The organism is Acinetobacter sp. YH12058 (assembly GCF_013419805.1).
GTDB lineage: Bacteria > Pseudomonadota > Gammaproteobacteria > Pseudomonadales > Moraxellaceae > Acinetobacter > Acinetobacter towneri.
Genome location: NZ_VOZL01000014.1, coordinates 51,842 through 71,153, shown reverse-complemented (window position 1 = coordinate 71,153; position 19,312 = coordinate 51,842). Strand labels below are relative to the sequence as shown.

Below are 19,312 nucleotides of genomic sequence, written 5' to 3'. Positions count from 1 at the left end.
AGTGAGAGATGTCTAAACAAGTATTTTGTCGTAAATATCAAACCGACATGGAAGCGATGGATTTCGCTCCTTTTCCGGGTGCCAAAGGTCAGGAATTACTTGAAACGGTATCTAAACAGGCTTGGCAGGAATGGCTCAAACACCAAACTACGCTCATTAATGAAAAGCGTTTAAATGTGTTTGAACCTGAAGCGAAAAAGTTTTTGGAAGAACAACGTGAGAAGTTTCTCAACAATGATGCCAGTTTGGAAGTCGCAGAAGGCTTAAAACCTCAAAACTAATCCAAGTACTGTTTTTTCATTTTGGAAAATTCAAACCTTGTTTATTTTACAATTAAAAGAGTCTTTATGAAGGCTCTTTTTTTATGCCATTTGTGATTATGAGTTGCCGCAACAATGTTTTAAATAAATGAAAATAGATTCAAAAAATTAAGCTAATTTCCTATTTTTATTTTTCGACTAAAGTCATATAACTCATAGTCACAGTAAAGCACTCAAAAATATATTAATTATTGATTTTAAAGACAATAGTTTTAAAAATAATCACACTAAAAATAATGTAATTTAAAAATACATTTGTATATAAAACGCTACATTCCACTACAATAAACCACATGATTCTTGAGTGTGATTTTCCTATACTTATTTTCAAGGAGATAAGCAATTATCTCTCACTATAATAAATATCCCCGATTTCAATCTCAGATTTCCCCCAAAGTCTGAGATTTTTTTTATCCAAAATTTCGGCTGTTTCAAGCCATAAAAAAGCCCCATCATTAGATGAGGCTGAATATTCAAAAAAGCTGAACTTAGCGTTCCTGTACTTTTTCTTCAATTTCTTTGACGCTGGTATGACGTACGTCAAAACCTTTGACCATATAAATCACTTGTTCTGAAATATTTCGTGCGTGGTCACCAATACGCTCTAATGAACGTAACACCCACATCACATTAATCACACGTGAAATATGACGCGGATCTTCAATCATATACGTCATTAGAGTACGTGTTGCAGATTGATATTCACGGTCAATATCGGCATCGGCAAGTAAAACACGCAGTGCTTGATCGACATCTAAACGTGCAAAAGCATCCAGTGCATCGTGAATCATGACACGCACTTGGTTACCAATATGACGTGTTTCCATATAGCCGCGTGGCGAACCACCTTCTTCACATAAGTTTTGGGCAATACGGGCAATTTTTGCAGCTTCATCACCAATACGCTCTAAGTCAGTATTGGCTTTAGACATGGCAATCACCATACGCAAATCAATTGCGGCTGGATGACGACGCGCCAAAATCAACGTTAAGGCTTCATCAATTTCGGTTTCCATGCGATTGACAACATTGTCTTGGAACTGAACTTCTACCGCCAAGGCTGCATCGGTATCCAAGAGTGCGTGAATCGAGTTGGCAACCTGCTGCTCTACCAAACCACCCATGGCCATAAATTTGGTATTTACATCCTGCAAATCTTCATTGAACTGAGAAGAAATATGGTGACTTAACACAGGATTATTCGTACTCAAGGAATACACTCCACAACAAAAGGATAGACTGACGCAATGATTGAATATTAAAGCACAGCAATGATGACGTTTTTATGACATTTTCTCACCAAACTCTCAAGTCTGATCGTTTCTGTCTTTAAACAGCATAAGCCATTCAGATGACAAAATGACTTGGGTCTGTTGACATTTCGTCTATGTTTGCGGCAACGCATATTTTTTAGCTGATATAAGGCATGGGACAGGAAATTTAGTCATTCTAAATGACTGACTCATAAAGCAATAGTAGCAAAAATATGCTCGCCCCCTTGCGCAGCAAACAAAGCAACGCTTTGTTCTTGCTCATGTGGCTAAAACTTTCTCAGATTGCGTTATGAAACTTGGCAATAGTCTCGCTATTCCCTGCGTTTCATGCCTGATCTGCTCAGTTTTAGCCTACAGCGCAAGCCATTTATGAAATGTCAACAGACCCTATATGGCTTTCCGAATCAACCAAGCATTCATTTCCTGCACATCTTGTTCAGTCAATTGCCCAACGGCTGCTTTCAACTGTAACACATGCTTCAAATAGTCATACTGTGCATTGAGATAATCCTGCTTGGCAGAAAAGGCGTTACGCTGTGCCAACAGTACATCCACCATGGTTTTTAAACCTTCCTGATATTGCGCTTTGGATGCTCGTGCCACTAAATCTGCTGAATTCATTGCAGCCTGTCGCGCCTGCAATTTGGCTTGATCAGTTTCGACTTGTAAATATGCCTGTTTCACATCGGTATTGGCTTTACGGATTGCTGCATCTAGCTCGGCTTCAGATTTTTGTACCAAAACCACTGCTTTTTGCACATTTTTATTGACCCGCCCACCGCTAAACACATTCCAGTTCATTTCAATCCCGACCTGGTCGAACTGACCATCGGGCGACATGATACTTTCAGGGCTTTGTTTGGCATAACCATAACTGCCCACAGCTTCTACCTGCGGATAACGTGCTGCTTGTTCAACCCGACGTGCATCTTCGGCATATTGTCGCTGCAAACGTGCCTGTTGAATAGCCAAATTTTGAGTTTGTGCCAATTGCGACCATGCCTCTAAACTTTCAGGCACAGGTTTTTGAAATTGAAAGTCATCTCGCAAAACTGCCAAACTTTCTTGATATGGCCCAATCAATTGTGCCAACTGCTCTTGTGCCAAAACCAACTGCACATGTGTTCCAATCCTGTTCGCTCGTGCATTTTGATATTGCGCATTGGCTTCACTGACTTCACTTTTAGCCACCAAACCTTCACGCAGTTTGGCATTCATCATATTGAGCTGTTCCAACAAAGCTTTTTCTTCTTGTAAATATGCTGTTGTTAAAGACTGCTGTCTCAGCACATTAAAATACGCTTCTGATACATTCAAAATATGTTGCTGTTGTTGTAAACGTAAGGTGACTTCACTCAGGCTTAACGAGGTTTTGACTTGTTTCAGGGCTTGCCAAGCATCCCAACGAAATAAAGGCTGACGTGCTGTTAACGCGACTTGACGTGAAGTTGAAGATGAAGATGAACTGCTTAAAAGCTCTGGCGAGGAACTGGCAATATTGACTCGACTCATTTCCTGACTTTTACGGGTGATATTGCCCGACAGAGTCACAGTTGGCAGTAAATTGCCTTGCGCAAGCCCTAAATTTAATTGATCGGCCTGATATTGTAATTGCTGTGCGCGCCAAGTCGGATCGCTATTTTGAGCACGCTGATAGGCTTGCATTAAATCCAAAGCAAAAGCGCTTGAACTCATCCAACATAAGCATGTCACTAACATCATTTTTTTCATTATTTTTCGATCAACCCACTCTGTAATTTCGTCAATCCTACTGCAATGTATTTTTACACCGCCCATACTAAAGCGAATTTGCATTTTTTTCGTATGATTTTCATTAATTTTGATAATTTTTCATATTATTTCAATTCATTGCAATAATTAAGCAAAGCCATACACGTGCTAACAATCGCTGCATAAAGTGGTACTTACTCACAGGCATGTAACCAAACTCTAGCAGAATACTACAATTTACTCCGTGGCTTTGACTTTACAATGCAAGCTCTCCCCTCGTCCTTCGATCCAAGTTTCTAAAACCGTGTGCCTCACAGCGGATATTTTAAATTTAGAATTTTGGTATGAATGACTCATTTTGAATTTTTGGAATCCATAGTGCCTAAATGAAGGCACTAGATGATGAATGAATACTCATGTTGAATTGCTGTAATGGTTAAATTTCTTCGCGCCAGTAAACTTGCCCTACTGCTTGGCAGTTGTCTGTATTTGCTCGCCTGCCAAAATTCAGATACACCTCCCGTAGCTGAACCACCAAAGGTACAGGCCAGTGCCAGCGAGCCTGTGGATTTGACCCAAATGTGTGAAAATATTCAGCACAATATGCAGCAAATTGACAATACCCGCACCACGTTTGCGCTAGAACAAATTAATCAGGATTTAAAAGTCTGCCTACCCTTGCTGCCTTTGAATGAGCAATTAAATTTGCTCAATCTTTCGACCCAAATGTATCAACGCTTTTTGCATGTAGAACGCAGCGCTGCAGAACAAGCTGCCTTTGACCAACACGCTTTTGATATGGCACAGCATCCGACCATTCAGCAAAGTCATTTTGAAAACTTTGCCTTGCGTGATCAATATTTACTGAAACATAAGGGACAAGCCTATTTAGAGCTATACGATGCAGGTGAAGCACAGTTGGTTTATCGTCGAAGCCCGCAATACTTAGCCATTATTTTTGCGCCTTACATGCCCGATGCCGAGCAAATTTTTATTGAAAGAATGGCCAATGACAATATGCAGCACAGCCTGCGTGATGGTGGACTCACCCTTGATGCTGCCGATTTGACTGAACGCGCCTTATTTTGGGAAGATTACGTGCAGCGTTATCCTAAAAGTCACTTTATACGGGATGCACGTTATCTAGCCGAAGTGTATGCCTTGCTGCTGTTTAAAGGCACAGTCAACAGTCCTGTTTCTCAGGATTATGTCGATGAATACAGTATCCAACCTGCCGTATTATTTGAAATTAAAAAACTGGCAAAGTTGCAAAAATCTCCCTTAGCACAGCAAGCGCGTAAATTCCTTGCCTTTTTACACATGAGCAGTGAACAACGACTCACTGAAATTGCAGCACAGCCCACTGCACGTGAACAGCGTGAATATGGCGATGATGCTTTAGTACATGCACAGTTGCATCAATATTTAAATTTAAAGAACATCTCCATCCATGCAAAACGCGATTGTTTTAGTGATGCCGTTTGTATTACTCGCTAATTATCCAAAGTCGCTTAAAGCTCAAATACTTGTCATTAGGCATCAAAGAATAAAAGCCGCGCGAAGCCTGCTTTTATACCAACAACGTGCTACTATTTATACAGCTTGACGGAGCGCGAGTAATTCCTCGCTGAGATTGTGTCCATTCTTTGTTGTTTGCCCAAAGGTCTGCAACACAGATTTAAACCCAAGTACCGTTGAACCTGATCAGGTTAAAACCTGCGTAGGAATCAAGCCACCTAAAAACCCCGCCACACGGTTAATGTTGAACTATTAAAGTTTCAACAACTCAATTGCAATGTTTTTGGTCGTGCTTGATTCGTTGATTTCATTCTTCAGGATCATTGCAATGAACCAATTAACGAATCTATCCCCTGCTGACATTTCTGCTCAACACGAGCAAGATGCCAAAGATTTAACCCGCATTTTGCCTGCATCGAAAAAAGTCTATATTCAAGGCTCACGCCCAGACATTCAGGTGCCAATGCGTGAAATTGAACTGACCGACACTCCAACAGGTTTAGGCGGTGAGCACAATCCACCGCTCATGGTGTATGACACTTCAGGTGTATATACCGATCCAAATGTTGAAATTAATCTGAACAAAGGCTTGCCGAACATCCGCGACAGTTGGATTGAAGAGCGCCAAGACACCGAAAAACTAGAAACCCTCAGCTCAGCCTTTGGTCAAGAGCGTTTACGCGATATTCGTACTGCAGAGATTCGTTTTGCCCATATTCAAAAGCCGCGTCGTGCCAAAGCGGGTAAAAACGTCACCCAAATGCACTATGCCAAACAAGGCATCATTACCCCTGAAATGGAATATATCGCCATTCGTGAAAACCAACGCCAACGCGAAGGTGTCGATATGCGTCAGCATCCAGGGCAAAACTTTGGGGCTAAAAACTTAACTGAAATCACGCCTGAATTTGTACGTCAGGAAGTGGCTGAAGGCCGTGCAATTATTCCTGCCAACATTAACCACCCAGAATGTGAGCCAATGATTATTGGTCGCAACTTCTTGGTCAAAATCAATGCCAATATTGGTAACTCGGCACTGGGTTCAAGTATTGATGAAGAAGTCGCGAAAATGACTTGGGCGACCCGTTGGGGCGCAGATACCATCATGGATTTATCGACAGGTAAAAACATCCATGAAACCCGTGAATGGATTATCCGCAACTCGCCTGTGCCAATTGGTACTGTACCTATTTATCAGGCACTAGAAAAAGTAAACGGCATTGCCGAAGACCTCACTTGGGAAATCTTTAAAGACACGCTGATTGAACAGGCTGAACAAGGTGTGGATTACTTCACCATTCACGCAGGCGTGTTATTGCGTTATGTACCACTCACGGCCAATCGCTTAACAGGTATTGTATCGCGTGGCGGTTCAATCATGGCGCAATGGTGTTTGGCGCATCATGAAGAAAACTTCCTTTACACACACTTTGATGAAATCTGCGAAATCATGAAAGCTTACGATGTATCGTTCAGCTTAGGTGATGGTTTACGTCCGGGTTGTATTCAAGATGCCAACGATGAAGCACAATTCAGCGAACTGCGAACTTTGGGTGAATTGACTCACCGCGCTTGGGAACATGATGTGCAAGTGATGATTGAAGGCCCGGGGCACGTACCAATGCACATGGTCAAAGAAAATATGGACTTGCAACTTGAAGTCTGTAAAGAAGCACCATTCTATACACTCGGCCCATTAACCACGGATATTGCACCAGGTTATGACCATATTACTTCTGCAATTGGTGCAGCGATGATTGGTTGGTACGGTACTGCAATGTTGTGCTATGTGACACCTAAAGAGCACTTAGGCTTACCGAACAAAAAAGACGTCAAAGACGGCATCATCACCTATAAAATTGCAGCACATGCGGCTGACCTTGCCAAAGGACATCCGGGCGCGCAAGCACGTGACAATGCCTTATCTAAAGCACGTTTTGAATTCCGCTGGGAAGATCAGTTTAACCTGAGCCTTGACCCAGATACCGCACGCAGCATGCATGATGAAACCATGCCAAAAGAAGCGCATAAATCTGCACACTTCTGTTCAATGTGCGGACCAAAGTTCTGTTCGATGAAAATCACGCAAAACGTGAGAGATTATGCACAAAATCAAAATGCTGCGAACAAAACGGAGCAAGTAGATGCAGAGGTCGAATCAGGTCTCAAAGCCATGAAAACCGCTTATCAGGAACATGGTCAAAAATTATACCATAAGCTCTAATTTGTTTAAAAAGCGTTTGTATTCAATAAAATCTCAGTTAGGATGAAATTATGCTTTGCTCATCCTGATGAGAATTTATGAAGATTATTCAACAAGCAACTTATGGACAACACGATGCACAGATTCACCAACGTGAATACCTGTATCGTGGTTTTATTCAGGTTGAAAAAGTCAGCCTGAGCCATCGCTTGTTTAATCAAACCACCTATACCCCAGTCCTTCAGCGTGAACTCATTCAACGCCCTGAAGCGGCTGGGGTACTCATTTATGATGCACCACAACAAAAATTTGCCCTGATTGAACAATTCCGTATTGGTGCAATTGATGATTGCGACTCGCCTTGGCAACTCGAAGTGATTGCAGGCGTGCTAGATGGCAATGAATCACCTGAAAGTTGCATTCGTCGTGAAGCTTTGGAAGAATCGGGCTGTGAATTAAAAGAATTACAACATTTATTCAGTTTTTATCCATCTGCGGGTGCATGCGCAGAATTGTTCCACTTATATAGTGCGAGCACCACGTTACCACAGGAAGGTGGCGTGTTTGGTATGCCAGATGAAGGAGAGAATATTCAATTACACATTCTTGATTATCAGGAAATTCCAAACTTGCTGACCAATGGTCGGCTAAAAAACGCACCTGTCATCATGGCATTGCAATGGTTACAACAACAAATTAAAACCGTGAAGGATGTCTAAGGGGTCAGGCATGACTTTATTCTCAAACAATCACCAGCAACGCTGGACCATTGTACAAATTTCAGATACGCACCTCATGAATCAGGAAGATTTAGAGTTTGTGCACATGAATCCTGAACGTAGCTTTCATGCGGTAATGCACGATATTCAACAGCAATATCCGCAGCTCGATGCTATTTTCCATACTGGCGATTTAGCACAAGTGCCTGTTGCAGCGACATATCAGCGCTATTTAAAATTTATGCAGACTTTGAATACGCCGCATTTCCAGATTCCGGGCAATCATGATGATGCCGCGGTTTTTCCATTCCATTTACAGTCCAATCAAGTTCATGCAATTGAGTTGGGCAATTGGAGTGTCATTTTACTGAATACTGCAGTCAAAGGTCGGATTGATGGCTGGATGGACGCAGCACAATTACAGCAGTTAGATCAGCTTTTACAGCAACATGCGCATCAGCATGTGATCATTGCCTGTCATCATCATCCTTTTGATATGCAATCGCACTGGATAGATCAGCACAAACTTAAAAATACCGAAGCCTTAATTGATGTATTGGCACGCCACAACAATGTCAAATTGGTGCTGTGTGGGCATGTGCATCAAGACTCATTAAATGAATGGCAAGGGATTCAATTTTACTCTACGCCTTCGACCTGCGTGCAATTTAAACCACATAGCCAGCACTTTGCGCTTGGGCCTGAGGCACCGGGTTACCGTGTGTTACATTTGAATGCAGATGGCAGTTTTAGCACCCAAGTGCATCGGGTTGAGCATGTCACACAACAAATAAATTTTGAAATTTCAGGTTATTAACTTTCCATTTTATTTTTTTTGCTTTACTTTATGCCTTCAACGAAAAAATGCGATAACACATCCAAACATCAAAGACTATCCATAATCAAAAAAAGTCTATATGATGACGTCCCCCGAAGAGAGAATTCTTTCTGAGGGAGTGGATAAAAACACTTGCATATCACCATATTTTTCGCGTATGAATCTTACGCATATGATGAGGAATGCCCTACATGGCGAATGACAACCAAAATCAAGTCTTGGACGAACAAACAGATCTTGTAGAAGAAAAAGCTACAAAACGCGTGCGTAAGGCAAAGCCAAAGGCTTTAGAGGGTGGTTCTACAGCTAGCTTATTTGGTATTGCACCTTATCAGCCGAAAAAGAATGAAGAATACATGTCTGAAGGACAACTCGAACATTTCCGTCAAATTTTAATGGCGTGGAAAGAAGAGTTAATGTCAGAAGTAGATCGTACACTCAACACCATGCAAGACGAAAATACCGCTTTGCCTGATGTGAATGACCGCGCGACACAAGAAGAAGAATTTGCGATTGAATTACGTACCCGTGACCGTGAACGTAAATTGATTCGTAAAATTGAACAATCCATTGAAGCGATTAAAAACGATGACTATGGTTTCTGTGAAACTTGTGGTATCGAAATTGGTCTGCGTCGTTTAGAAGCACGCCCAACGGCAACGTTATGTATTGACTGCAAAACTTTGGCAGAGATCAAAGAGAAGCAAAATAACGGTTAATTGTGACTGTTGAAAATTCTTTAGCGGAGCATGCTCCCCATGCGCAGCAGCGAGATCATATTTCGCTGACGCGCTACTCAGGTCGGTTTGCGCCATCGCCAACCGGCCCTTTGCATTTTGGCTCTCTCATTACTGCCGTTGCCAGTTATTGCGATGCCAAAGCCCAGCACGGCACTTGGCTGGTACGTATTGAAGATACTGACATCCCACGCATTTACCCTGGCAGTGAAAATCATATCTTGCGTTGTATTGATGCCTTTCAATTTGAGCCGGATGCCGAAATTATTTTCCAGAAAGATCGCCTCGATCTCTATGCAGCCGTGTTGCAACAATTGCAGCAACGCGACTTGGTCTATGCCTGTCAATGCACCCGCAAAATGCTTGGCTCCAATCATATTTATGCAGGGACTTGCCGCAATTTAGGTTTAGATTTTGCCAATCAAGCGATTCGAGTCAAAGTCACAGACCAAGAGATTTGCTTTCAAGACCGCCTGCAAGACAAACAATGTTCCAACCTTGCGCAGGACTTGGGCGATTTTGTCCTAAAACGGCGTGATGGCATTATCAATTATCAACTGGCAGTGGTGGTGGATGATTATTTGCAAGGCATTACCCATGTGGTTCGCGGCGCAGATTTACTCGACAACACCGCACGGCAAATCTATTTGGGGCAACTGTTAGGCTACCCTAAACTCAGCTACACGCACCTGCCTTTAGCCATGAATGCACAAGGGCAAAAACTGTCTAAACAGAACTTGGCACAAGCTTTAGATTTAGCCCAAGCACCGAAGCTGCTACAAGCCGCTTTAACTGCCTTAAATCAAGCCACTGTCGAATTAGACACCCCTGCACGCATGCTTACGCAAGCCATTCAGCAATGGGATCTTTCACGTATTCCTGCAGGCACAGCTTTACACGGCTATTATTTATAAAATTTAAAATTCAGTTATGCTCAAATTGAAATGGATCATTTGAGGTTGTGTCATGTTTTTTATTTTTGGTGTTGGACCGAAAACCAAAGTGGTCGAGAAAAGTCAATTTAGCTGCCCCGTTTGCCGCACTCGCAGTAGCTATGAACTCAGACAGCAACGACAATATTTTTCCTTATTTTTTATTCCCTTGTTTCCTATGTCTAAACAAAAAAATACTACAGTCAAGTGCTTACACTGCGGAACAGTCATGCCAAGCATGGTCTTGCACCATGCTCAGCCAGAAGCGAAATAGAAGGATAAATTCTAGAAGCTGGATTCTTCACGGCTAGGGTTAATCTCATGCGTGCTGGCTTCAATTTTCAGAATCAAACTCACCATCACTGCACACATAATTAACGATGAACCACCATAACTAATAAAAGGTAGAGTCAAACCTTTGGTAGGCAACATACCCATATTCATGCCTGCATTCACCATAATCTGTAATAAGAAGATAATGCTGATGCCATAAGCCAAATATCCTGCACGTAAGTACTGGTTTTTCAGGGCGCGATGACCAATTTTAATGCAGGCAATCAGCATAGCAAAAGACAAGCTCAACACCACAAAAATGCCTAAAAAGCCAAACTCTTCACCTAAGACAGCCAACATAAAGTCCGTATGTGCTTCAGGTAAATAGGACATTTTCTGGATACTATGCCCCAAGCCTACGCCTGCCCATTCACCGCGTCCAAATGCCATTAAGGCGTTAGACAACTGATAACCGACACCCAAAGGGTCATTCCACGGGTTTGAGAACGACATTAAACGCTCAAAACGATAAGGCTCAAATACCACCAAAAACACAAAGGCGGCAATAATCGCGCCAAAGGCAATACCAAACTGAATTAATGGCGCACCAGCTAAAAAGAAGACCCCTAACATGGTCAAGGCAATCACCACGGTCGCCCCCAAGTCAGGCTCTGCAATCACCAAACCTACCGTGACTGCCATAATCACTGCAAGACGGATCAGACCTTTAATGTTATTACGCACTTCTTCGGCACGGCGCACCACATAGTCAGCGGTAAAAATGGCCATCATCACTTTAGCGACTTCGGAAGCTTGCAGGGTAAAACCTGCGACCCGAATCCAGCGTTTAGAACCATTGACTTCAGTACCCACCAGCAACACTGCAGCCAACAAGGCAATGGTCACAATCCACAGAAAGAAGGTGTTGTTAAACCAGGTATTCAGCGGCACTCTATAGGCAATCACGGCAGCGATTAATGCCACCACAATAGAAATGCCATGACGCAATACATAGTGAAAGGCATTTTCATGCATGCGCTCGGCATAAGGCATAGAAGCCGATGCCACCATGATTGAACCAATACATAACAGCGCCAGTACGCTAAAAATCAGTACATTGCGTACATTCACTTCCGCTGGCAGTTTGGGTAACCAGCGCTCATAGACCTGATTGAGTTTATTGATTGTTGTCTGAGCAAAGCCAGCCATATCTCACACCTTATTGTTGTTATACCAGTGCGTTGACATAAGCAACGAACTTGTGACCACGTTCTGGATAGCCCGAGAACATATCAAAACTTGCACATGCAGGTGACAATAACACCACATCATGCGCTTGTGTATGTTGTTGGCAGATTTCAACTGCTTGTTGCAAGGTATCTGCAGTTAAGAGTTGGGTTGTTCCCGCAACTGCTGTTTCAATTTTCGTAGCATCCTCACCAATCAACACTGCCAGTTTGGCATATTGTTGCAATGATTGGCGTAGCGCAGTGAAGTCCTGCCCTTTGCCTTGCCCACCTAAAATAATCGCAACCTTACCGCCTTGTGCCTGAATTGCTGCACCCAAGCCATCTAAAGCTGCCAAAGTTGCACCGATGTTGGTTCCTTTGGAGTCATTATAATAACGCACCCCATGTAATTCTTTGACGAATTCACAACGATGCTCCAAACCTTTAAAGGTTTTCAGCGTTTCCAGCATGCTGTGCATAGATAAACCAATGGCTTCACCCAATGCCAAACACGCTAATGCATTAGCAATATTGTGTGTGCCTTGAATATACATCTCGGTGCTTTTTAATAAACGCTCACGCCCACGTGCCAACCACATGCTGCCATCATCATCTTTTAATAAGCCGTATTGGTTTAGGTCAGGCGCATTTAAGCCAAAACTTTGCATAGGAGTCTGATCTGGCACCAACGGACGACTCAAAGCATCATCACGGTTAAACACCACTTTTTTCACACCCTGAAAAATACGATGTTTGGCGGTGTGATAACCGAACATATCGCCATGACGGTCTAAATGGTCTTCACTCATGTTCAGCACTACCGCCACTTCTGCATTTAAATTCGAGGTGGTTTCTAGCTGAAAACTGGAGAGTTCTAAAATATACAGTTCAGGATCATCTTTAATCAAATCCAGCGCAGGGCGTCCCAAATTTCCACCTACCGCGACTTTTTTACCTGCCTGCTCTGCCATTAAACCAATCAGTGTGGTAACGGTACTTTTCGCATTAGACCCTGTAATTGCCACAATAGGTTTGTCGGTCGCACGACGTAAAATCTGAATTTCACTCACCACAGGAATGCCCTGCGCCATCGCAGCCTGAATTTCAGGGAGTTTTGGATCTAAACCTGGGCTAATCACAATTTCTTCCGCAGACAGCAATAAATCCTGATCAAACTGACCAAAACGGGTTTCTACTTCGGCAGGAATTTGGTCATGCCCTGGAGGTGTGGGGCGAGAATCTGTCACAGCAACGCGGTAACCCTGATGATGTAAAAAATTAACGGCTGCAACACCAGAAATACCAAGTCCTGCAACGACTTTTAATCCACCACGTTGTATTAACATTTTTGCCCCATTTTGTGCGCTAATTTTGAAACAGACAAAATAGTAGCACTTTGCTGTTTTGAATGCTTTTTCTGTTTGCAGTTCCTGCAGTTTTTTTGTGTCAGTGCGTAAAAAAACCGTCATATTGCAGACGGTTTTTAAAAAGAATATTGCTAAAGTGAATAAACAAGCCTATTTCCACTTCACCGCTTGAACTTCAACTTGCTTTTCTGCGGGTTGATCTTGAGAATCACAACCACAACTGCCGCCACAGCCTGCCGCGGCTGCAGGTTTTAGCCATTTGGCCAAGCCATGCCAGCCTTTTTCAGTACAGAAATTGGAGAGTTTTAGAAAAACTGCGCCAGAAGTCTTGGGAAAGACTTTTTTAAAGACTACTACAGCACTCCACAGTACCAATGCAGCAACAATTAAAATTTCAACCATGTTCATCTACTCCTGTAGGTCAGGCATGTGCCTTAACCCAACAAATACGATGCCGTTTGATAAGTCAGGAATGACATGAAATAAGCCAAACCAAATAGATAGCAGGTCATAATACTGACCGTACGCCATGATCCTGTTTCGCGTTTTACCGTTGCTAAAGTTGCCAAACAATGCGGTGCATAAATAAACCACACCAATAACGATAAACCCGTTGCCAATGACCAGCCCAGTTCACCACCACCACTAATTAAAGCAGCCAAACCTTGGGACATGGCATCTTCATCCACTGCAGATAAGGCATAGACTGTGCCTAATGCAGCCACCACCACTTCACGCGCTGCCATCGCAGGAATCAAGGCAATCACGATCTGCCAGTTAAAGCCCACAGGAGCAAAAATTGGCTGTAATACATGCCCCAGCATCCCTGCAAAACTATAGTCAATTGCAGGCATGGTCGCGCCTTCAGGCGGCTGCGGGAACGTACACAAGAACCACAATAAAATCGACAGTGCAAAAATAATGCCACCGACACGCTTTAAGAAAATTTTGGCGCGATCTAGCAAACCAATCCAAACACTTTTTAGGTCTGGAAAACGGTAACTTGGTAGCTCCATCAACAAGACATGCTCAGATTTATCTTTTTGCAAAAATTTAAGCACAAAAGATACGCCCAAGGCACTCACAATGCCTGCCATATACAGACCGAACAAGACCAGACCTTGTAAATTAAACATGCCCCATACGGTTTGATTGGGAATGAATGCTGCGATGAGTAAGGCATATACAGGCAAGCGCGCAGAACAAGTCATTAACGGCGCAACCATAATCGTGGTTAAACGATCACGTGGGTCAGCAATACTACGTGTTGCCATAATGCCCGGCACTGCACAGGCAAAACTAGACAGCAATGGAATAAAGGCACGACCACTCAAACCTGCGCTAAACATCAGCTTATCGAGCAAGAATGCGGCACGTGGCAAATAACCCGATTCCTCTAAAATTAAAATAAACAGGAACAGAATTAAAATTTGCGGCAAGAACACCACCACACCGCCTGCGCCCGCAATAATGCCATCCACAATCAAGCTGTTCAGCAAGGGATGGCTAATGTTTTCGCCAATCACTTCACCTAGCCAGCCAAATAAACTTTCGATGCCATCCATAAACGGTGCAGCCCAAGCAAATACCGCTTGGAAGACAACAAACATCATCACCGCAAGGCTGACTAAACCGAATACAGGATGTAAAAAAATTTTATCGAGGAAGTCGGAGCGTTTGTCTTCTTGATCTACAAAGTGCACCACATCATGCAAAATGGTTTGAATCCGTTGATGCTGACTGCCTGTTAAGCCTGTCAATTCTGTCTGCGGAACAGCAAATTTACCCTGATCTAAGGCATGCATTAAGTTTTGAATACCTGAATCACGCACTGCCACGGTTTCCACCACAGGTACACCCAAACGCTCAGACAATTTTTGCGTGTTGATTTGCATGCCACGACGACGCGCCTCATCCATCATGTTGAGTACCAACAAAATCGGACGACCCAGTGCAATCATTTCCAAAACCAAGCCCAAATGCAATTTCAGGTTGGTGGTATCCACGACACAAAGAAAGGCATCTTGCTGACCTTCTTCGTCTATTTTGCCTTGTACAACATCTCGAGTAATAGCTTCGTCGGGACTGGTGGCTTCTAAACTATAGGTTCCAGGCAAATCCAGCACCCGCACCGCCTGCCCTGAAGGCAAGGTAAATTGCCCGACTTTACGCTCTACGGTCACGCCTGCGTAGTTGCCGACTTTTTGACGTGTCCCTGTCAAATGGTTAAATAAAGATGTTTTACCGCAGTTTGGATTCCCTACAAGTGCGATACGTAAGGCATCGCTCATGCAGACACCCCTTGTTCAATTTCAATGCGTTCAGCTTCTACTTTGCGCAAAGCAAAACGGGTAAATCCCACTTGAATCAAGATTGGATCACCACCAAAAATACCTTTGGTAATCACCTGCACCTGCGTACCCGGCACAAAACCCAGTGTTTCTAAGCGGTTTGCCACTAAGTCACTAAGGGATGTTCCACCATCGGCAGTACGTAATACCTGACGGATGATGGCTGTTTGTTTTGCTTTAAGTTCTGACAAACGCACCGTGAAATTCCTATACCATTTTGCACATTATAACATGCAAATGAGAACAATTAACAAATAAGGTCGACTTACATTTAAATGCTTTATATCACATCGACAGCCTTGCTGAATTGGATTAGAGTAGAAAATAACGCTGTTTATTATCGAATTTCTCAATTAATTTTGTGATTTCGTCTGTGATTCCTATGCTGAACAAAAAACCTCGTATTCCTGCTGCAATACAGATTCCAGAAGCTTTGAGCTTTTTGGAAGGCTATCGCAACGATTTAATCGCACAAAGTGTCAGCCCGCATACCCGCAATGCCTATCTGTCCGATTTAATTCAATGCAGCGACTATGTCAGCAAACCCATGCCTGAATGGAATCATGACGATATTTCAGATGTACTCATCGAACTCACCAAACAACAAAAAAGCCCCCGCTCTATTGCGCGCTGTCTGTCTGCACTACGTTCTTTTTATAAGTTTTTAAGAGAGCACAAACTGCGCTCTGACAACCCTGTTGCTGCGCATAAAACCCCAAAATTAGGTCGTGCCTTACCCAAAGATTTATCTGAAGCCGATGTTGAAGCTTTAATTCACGCCCCCGACATCAACACTGCACTCGGATTACGGGATCGTGCCATGCTTGAAGTCTTATATGCTTGCGGTTTGCGAGTGACGGAGTTGCTGAATTTACGCTTAGAGTTGATCAACCTGAAACAAGGCTATTTACGAATTGTAGGTAAAGGCAATAAAGAGCGTTTGGTGCCTATGGGGCAAGTCGCTTGTGAGTGGATAGAAAAATATTTAACCGAGTCGCGTCCGCAACTGTATAAAAGTGCCACCGATTATCTATTTTTAACGGTGCATGGCGGCATTATGAGCCGACAAAATTTTTGGTATGCCATTAAACGCTATGCCCTGCAAGCAGGCATTCAAGCCGAGTTATCGCCACACACGTTAAGACATGCCTTTGCCACACACTTACTCAATCATGGGGCAGATTTACGCGTGGTACAAATGCTGCTCGGGCACAGTGATTTATCCACCACACAAATCTACACCCACGTCGCACAAATCCGTATGCAGCAATTGCATGCCCAGCATCATCCACGGGCTTAAAAAAACAAAACGACGTAGAAGCATAGGGTCTGTTGACACTTCATCTATGAACGTAAGCCATTTATGAAATGGCAACAGACCCTAACGATCACGAATATTTTTTGTTATGCTAACGCTCTATTTTTTATGCCAACAAGAAAGGGTTGTTTATGACATTTACCCGCTCGACACTTTTGATTGCCTGTTCACTGGCAAGTGCTTTTGCAATCACCGCATGTTCAAATGCAAACAATGAAGATAAAAAGCAAACCACACTCACCGCCAGTGCGCCTGCAACGGGTGAAGCATCAACCCTGATTGAACGCAATGCACAACAGCGTTTAAGTACAACCTTGCAGCAACATTTTAAAACTGCAGGTATCAACGCCAAAATTACCGACATTAAAGCCACGGAAGTCCCAAATTTATTTTGGGTGAGTCTTGAAGGCATGTCATCGGTCTATGCCACCAGTGATGGCAAATACATTATTCAGGGCGATGTGATCCGTTTAGGTGACAAAGAACTACATAACGTCAGTGAAAACCTGCAAGCAGGCGTGAACAAGAAAATTTTTGCTGAATTAAAACAGGAAGATTTATTGGTATTCCCTGCCAAAGGCAAAACCAAACACGTCATTTATGTATTTACCGATGTCAGCTGTCCATATTGCCATCGTCTACATGAACAAATGGATGAAATGAATGGTAAAGGCATTGAAGTCCGTTACATTGCTTGGCCGCGTGGTGAACAGCACATGCCTGCTATGGAAGCAATTTGGTGTAGTGAAGATCGTCACGCTGCCTTTAATCAGGTCATGAATGGCGCACAAATTGCACCTGCCAACTGTAAAAACCCTGTTCGTGCTCAGTATCAATTGGGCTTAAATATGGGCGTCAATGGCACACCTGCGATTTATAATGCCGAAGGCGTATATTTAGGCGGCTATCTGTCTACCGCTGAATTGATCAAGCGCTTAGACAAATAAAAATAGCGGATCTGTGGATGCTGCATCATCCCAATACACCAAGACGTAGCATCTATGAAGCCAATATAAATAACGATTTTTTATGCGTTATTTTACTTTTTTTTATACTGTGAAGATAAGTGAGATCTGCCCTAGAGTCAGCGCGTTTTTTTAGCTATGATCTAGGCTTGCTTAAAGTTATTAAAATATGGAGTGTGACGTGAAACCAGTTCGTCTGGCAATCCTCGGTCTTGGTACTGTGGGTGGTGGTGCCCTTAAACTATTAAAAGAAAATGCTGCTGAGATTAGACGTCGCACCGGTCGTGAAATTGAAATCACTTATGTGGGAACACGTCGTCCGCGTCCTGACCTAAACTTGCCTGAATCGGTCAAGCAAAGCTCCGACTTGATGGACATTGTCCGTCAACCCGATGTAGACGTGGTGGTTGAAGTGATGGGCGGTATTCACCCTGCTTATGACGTGATCATGGAAGCCATGAAGCACGGCAAACAAGTAGTGACAGCCAACAAAGCCCTACTTGCAGAACACGGCAATGAGCTATTTAAAGCAGCTGAAGACAATGCCGTACAAATTGCCTATGAAGCTGCGGTTGCAGGTGGTATTCCAATTATTAAAGTCATCCGTGAAGGTTTGGCTGCCAACAAAATTGAATGGTTGGCAGGCATCATCAACGGTACAGGCAACTTCATTTTAAGTGAAATGCGTGAAAAAGGTCGTGCATTTGAAGACGTACTGAAAGAAGCACAAGAATTAGGCTATGCCGAAGCCGATCCGACTTTTGACGTCGAAGGTATTGATGCTGCACACAAACTGACTATTTTGGCTTCATGTGCATTTGGTATTCCACTACAGTTTGACAAAGTCTTTACCGAAGGTATTGGCAAAGTGACCGCACAAGATGTGAAATATGCCGAAGAACTCGGTTTCCGCATCAAACACTTGGGGATTGCCCGTCGTACCGATAAAGGTATTGAATTGCGTGTTCACCCAACTTTAATTCCTGAAGAAGAATTGATTGCCAATGTTAATGGCGTGAAAAACGCGGTCTTGGTACAAGCCAATGCGGTTGGTCCAACGCTCTATTATGGCGCAGGTGCAGGTGCAGGCCCAACAGCCTCTGCAGTAGTTGCAGATGTTGTTGATATTGTCCGTGACATTTCTTATACCGAAGATGGCGCAGGTACAATTCCGCAATTGGCATTTGAAGCCTTAACCGACTTGCCAATTTTAAGCCGTGAAGAAATGACCACGGGTTACTACATTCGCATTAATGCCGAAGACCAAACTGGCGTACTTGCTGATGTGACCACTATTTTAAGCCGCGCGGGAATCAGTATTGATGCCATCATGCAGCAATCACGCTTAAAAGACCTTATTCCTATCGTGATTCTGACTGACCCAGTCCTAGAATCAAAAATGGATGAAGCGTTACAACAAATTCAAGCATTGCCAACCATTCATGGCGAAATTGTACGAATTCGTTTAGAATCGCTTGATAATTAATCGGGTGGAGGGGAGTATTTCCCCTTGCCAAGCTCTACACACAATTGGAAC

The 19,312-nt window shown here is 43.2% G+C and carries 18 protein-coding genes and 1 riboswitch; of the genes, 11 read left to right on the top strand and 7 right to left on the bottom strand.

All coding sequences use genetic code 11. The annotated features are described in order from the left end of the window. The first annotated feature begins 8 nt into the window (after nucleotides 1-8). Nucleotides 9-281, top strand: coding sequence for an oxidative damage protection protein (locus FTU09_RS09540; protein WP_004975738.1), 273 nt, complete (start codon nucleotides 9-11; stop codon nucleotides 279-281). Between the two features lie 527 nt (nucleotides 282-808). Here FTU09_RS09540 and phoU read toward each other — a convergent pair. Together phoU and FTU09_RS09530 are read right to left on the bottom strand one after the other, a co-directional pair. Then, entirely contained in the window at nucleotides 809-1,531 is a 723-nt protein-coding gene (gene phoU, locus FTU09_RS09535; RefSeq protein ID WP_004975736.1) for a phosphate signaling complex protein PhoU, read from the bottom strand. A gap of 450 nt (nucleotides 1,532-1,981) precedes the next feature. Continuing rightward, complete coding sequence (locus tag FTU09_RS09530; RefSeq protein ID WP_180080073.1) at nucleotides 1,982-3,325, bottom strand: TolC family outer membrane protein; 1,344 nt, start codon at nucleotides 3,323-3,325, stop codon at nucleotides 1,982-1,984. 432 nt (nucleotides 3,326-3,757) lie between these two features. On the opposite strand from FTU09_RS09530, the gene FTU09_RS09525 reads away from it, so the two are divergent. From FTU09_RS09525 to FTU09_RS09495, 7 genes are all read left to right on the top strand, one after another. Further along, the gene (locus tag FTU09_RS09525) at nucleotides 3,758-4,822 is read left to right on the top strand and encodes a hypothetical protein (protein WP_104852921.1); all 1,065 of its coding nucleotides are present in this window, start codon (nucleotides 3,758-3,760) and stop codon (nucleotides 4,820-4,822) included. Between the two features lie 99 nt (nucleotides 4,823-4,921). Beyond that, nucleotides 4,922-5,069: riboswitch (TPP riboswitch) on the top strand. Nucleotides 5,070-5,171: 102 nt separating this feature from the next. After that, entirely contained in the window at nucleotides 5,172-7,067 is a 1,896-nt protein-coding gene (thiC, locus tag FTU09_RS09520; RefSeq protein WP_179988993.1) for a phosphomethylpyrimidine synthase ThiC, read from the top strand. Between the two features lie 77 nt (nucleotides 7,068-7,144). Next, nucleotides 7,145-7,765, top strand: a complete 621-nt coding sequence (locus FTU09_RS09515) for an NUDIX domain-containing protein (RefSeq protein ID WP_004975729.1) — start codon at nucleotides 7,145-7,147, stop codon at nucleotides 7,763-7,765. A gap of 10 nt (nucleotides 7,766-7,775) precedes the next feature. After that, a complete protein-coding gene (gene cpdA / locus FTU09_RS09510; RefSeq protein WP_179993481.1) occupies nucleotides 7,776-8,582 on the top strand; it encodes a 3',5'-cyclic-AMP phosphodiesterase in 807 nt (268 codons plus the stop codon). Nucleotides 8,583-8,794: 212 nt separating this feature from the next. Further along, on the top strand, nucleotides 8,795-9,322 hold the full coding sequence (gene dksA / locus FTU09_RS09505; RefSeq protein ID WP_004975725.1) for an RNA polymerase-binding protein DksA: 528 nt from the start codon (nucleotides 8,795-8,797) through the stop codon (nucleotides 9,320-9,322). A 2-nt stretch (nucleotides 9,323-9,324) separates the two neighbouring features. Then, on the top strand, nucleotides 9,325-10,254 hold the full coding sequence (gluQRS, locus tag FTU09_RS09500) for a tRNA glutamyl-Q(34) synthetase GluQRS (RefSeq protein WP_004975723.1): 930 nt from the start codon (nucleotides 9,325-9,327) through the stop codon (nucleotides 10,252-10,254). Between the two features lie 52 nt (nucleotides 10,255-10,306). After that, nucleotides 10,307-10,546 (top strand): zinc-ribbon domain-containing protein, encoded by a 240-nt coding sequence (locus tag FTU09_RS09495; protein ID WP_104852920.1) that lies wholly within the window; start codon nucleotides 10,307-10,309, stop codon nucleotides 10,544-10,546. An 11-nt stretch (nucleotides 10,547-10,557) separates the two neighbouring features. Here FTU09_RS09495 and ftsW read toward each other — a convergent pair whose 3' ends face one another. The 5 genes from ftsW to FTU09_RS09470 all read right to left on the bottom strand — a co-directional run bounded on the left by ftsW (nucleotide 10,558) and on the right by FTU09_RS09470 (nucleotide 15,689). Beyond that, nucleotides 10,558-11,754, bottom strand: coding sequence for a putative lipid II flippase FtsW (ftsW, locus tag FTU09_RS09490; protein ID WP_004975720.1), 1,197 nt, complete (start codon nucleotides 11,752-11,754; stop codon nucleotides 10,558-10,560). Nucleotides 11,755-11,773: 19 nt separating this feature from the next. Beyond that, entirely contained in the window at nucleotides 11,774-13,120 is a 1,347-nt protein-coding gene (gene murD, locus FTU09_RS09485) for a UDP-N-acetylmuramoyl-L-alanine--D-glutamate ligase (protein ID WP_104853279.1), read from the bottom strand. A gap of 171 nt (nucleotides 13,121-13,291) precedes the next feature. Then, the gene (locus tag FTU09_RS09480; protein WP_154321146.1) at nucleotides 13,292-13,543 is read right to left on the bottom strand and encodes a DUF6587 family protein; all 252 of its coding nucleotides are present in this window, start codon (nucleotides 13,541-13,543) and stop codon (nucleotides 13,292-13,294) included. 32 nt (nucleotides 13,544-13,575) lie between these two features. Next, the gene (locus FTU09_RS09475; protein ID WP_004975715.1) at nucleotides 13,576-15,432 is read right to left on the bottom strand and encodes a ferrous iron transporter B; all 1,857 of its coding nucleotides are present in this window, start codon (nucleotides 15,430-15,432) and stop codon (nucleotides 13,576-13,578) included. After that, nucleotides 15,429-15,689: a FeoA family protein gene (locus tag FTU09_RS09470; protein ID WP_004975713.1), complete on the bottom strand. Its 261-nt coding sequence runs from the start codon at nucleotides 15,687-15,689 to the stop codon at nucleotides 15,429-15,431. The genes FTU09_RS09475 and FTU09_RS09470 overlap by 4 nt, the downstream gene beginning before the upstream one ends. Before the next feature lie 185 nt (nucleotides 15,690-15,874). Here FTU09_RS09470 and xerD point away from each other — a divergent pair, with 185 nt between their 5' ends. The 3 genes from xerD (at nucleotide 15,875) to FTU09_RS09455 (ending at nucleotide 19,261) form a co-directional block, all read left to right on the top strand. Continuing rightward, nucleotides 15,875-16,792: a site-specific tyrosine recombinase XerD gene (gene xerD, locus FTU09_RS09465; protein WP_004975712.1), complete on the top strand. Its 918-nt coding sequence runs from the start codon at nucleotides 15,875-15,877 to the stop codon at nucleotides 16,790-16,792. Nucleotides 16,793-16,941: 149 nt separating this feature from the next. Then, on the top strand, nucleotides 16,942-17,757 hold the full coding sequence (locus FTU09_RS09460) for a DsbC family protein (protein ID WP_004975709.1): 816 nt from the start codon (nucleotides 16,942-16,944) through the stop codon (nucleotides 17,755-17,757). Nucleotides 17,758-17,956: 199 nt separating this feature from the next. Then, complete coding sequence (locus FTU09_RS09455) at nucleotides 17,957-19,261, top strand: homoserine dehydrogenase (protein WP_004975708.1); 1,305 nt, start codon at nucleotides 17,957-17,959, stop codon at nucleotides 19,259-19,261. The last annotated feature ends 51 nt before the right edge of the window (nucleotides 19,262-19,312 follow it).